Annotated in this window: 9 tRNA genes and 2 rRNA genes; all 11 read right to left on the reverse strand. The window is 47.2% G+C overall.

Annotated elements, in window-relative coordinates:
- Positions 1–197: 197 nt before the first annotated feature.
- Positions 198–273, reverse strand: a tRNA-Ala gene (locus ABC228_RS19015).
- 8 nt (positions 274–281) lie between these two features.
- Positions 282–358, reverse strand: a tRNA-Pro gene (locus tag ABC228_RS19020).
- 7 nt (positions 359–365) lie between these two features.
- A tRNA-Arg gene (locus ABC228_RS19025) sits at positions 366–442 on the reverse strand.
- Positions 443–445: 3 nt separating this feature from the next.
- Positions 446–534, reverse strand: a tRNA-Leu gene (locus ABC228_RS19030).
- A 6-nt stretch (positions 535–540) separates the two neighbouring features.
- Positions 541–615, reverse strand: a tRNA-Gly gene (locus ABC228_RS19035).
- 21 nt (positions 616–636) lie between these two features.
- Positions 637–721 (reverse strand) — tRNA-Leu (locus ABC228_RS19040).
- 9 nt (positions 722–730) lie between these two features.
- Positions 731–806 (reverse strand) — tRNA-Lys (locus ABC228_RS19045).
- 44 nt (positions 807–850) lie between these two features.
- Positions 851–926: transfer RNA gene (locus ABC228_RS19050), tRNA-Thr, on the reverse strand.
- A gap of 3 nt (positions 927–929) precedes the next feature.
- Positions 930–1005, reverse strand: a tRNA-Val gene (locus ABC228_RS19055).
- Positions 1006–1121 (reverse strand): 5S ribosomal RNA (gene rrf / locus ABC228_RS19060).
- Positions 1122–1236: 115 nt separating this feature from the next.
- A 23S ribosomal RNA gene (locus tag ABC228_RS19065) occupies positions 1237–1351 on the reverse strand; the annotation flags it as partial.

Genomic DNA, 1351 nt, shown 5'->3' on the forward strand with positions numbered 1-1351 from the left:
CACCAATCAATTATAGGTTGTTTCTTAGCAAAGAAGCGCTAGCTTCTGTATTTCTTTTATCGAAAAAACAGGGTATGTTTTTTCTTGACATACTGGTTGTTTTGTTCAGTTTTCAAGGAGCAAAAATAAAAAAATCACACTAACAGTTTCATTATTATAGTGTAAATTGTACAAGTTGTCAAATCAACTTTAAAAAATGGTGGAGCCTAGCGGGATCGAACCGCTGACCTCCTGCGTGCAAGGCAGGCGCTCTCCCAGCTGAGCTAAGGCCCCGTATAAAGTGGTCGGGAAGACAGGATTTGAACCTGCGACCCCATGGTCCCAAACCATGTGCTCTACCAAGCTGAGCTACTTCCCGTTATAAATGGCGCGCCCGAGAGGAGTCGAACCCCTAACCTTTTGATCCGTAGTCAAACGCTCTATCCAATTGAGCTACGGGCGCATATGGTGCCGAGGACCGGAGTCGAACCGGTACGGTAGTCACCTACCGCAGGATTTTAAGTCCTGTGCGTCTGCCAATTCCGCCACCCCGGCACATTATGGAGCGGAAGACGGGATTCGAACCCGCGACCCCCACCTTGGCAAGGTGGTGTTCTACCACTGAACTACTTCCGCAAACAAATATTTTATTTTAAATGGTGCGGGTGAAGGGAGTCGAACCCCCACATCCGAAGATACTAGATCCTAAGTCTAGCGCGTCTGCCAATTCCGCCACACCCGCAATATATAATGGTGAGCCATGAAGGATTCGAACCTTCGACCCTCTGATTAAAAGTCAGATGCTCTACCGACTGAGCTAATGGCTCATCTAAGTGAGTAATATTATTAGAGTTTGAGCATTTAAAGAAAATGGTGCCGGCCAGAGGACTTGAACCCCCAACCTACTGATTACAAGTCAGTTGCTCTACCAATTGAGCTAGGCCGGCAAGTGGTGGAGGATACAGGGCTCGAACCTGTGACCCCCTGCTTGTAAGGCAGGTGCTCTCCCAGCTGAGCTAATCCTCCGCCTGGCGGCGTCCTACTCTCGCAGGGGCAATGCCCCAACTACCATCGGCGCTGAGAAGCTTAACTGCTGTGTTCGGTATGGGAACAGGTGTGACCTTCTCGCTATCGCTACCAGACAATCTTTAAAATCAAGACAAGATATATTATATTCATTTCTAAGAAGAAATGCAAGGTTTTTTTTAAAATTTATACCCTGAAAACTAAATAAGCAACACAACAACTCAAAAAGTGTTAGTTAAGTCCTCGATCGATTAGTATCCGTCAGCTCCACGTGTCACCACGCTTCCACCTCGGACCTATCAACCTCATCGTCTCTGAGGGATCTTACTCACTCGAAGTGATGGGA

Origin of the sequence: Ornithinibacillus xuwenensis, from assembly GCF_039614845.1 — a bacterium.
GTDB classification, from domain to species: Bacteria; Bacillota; Bacilli; order Bacillales; family Amphibacillaceae; genus Ornithinibacillus; species Ornithinibacillus xuwenensis.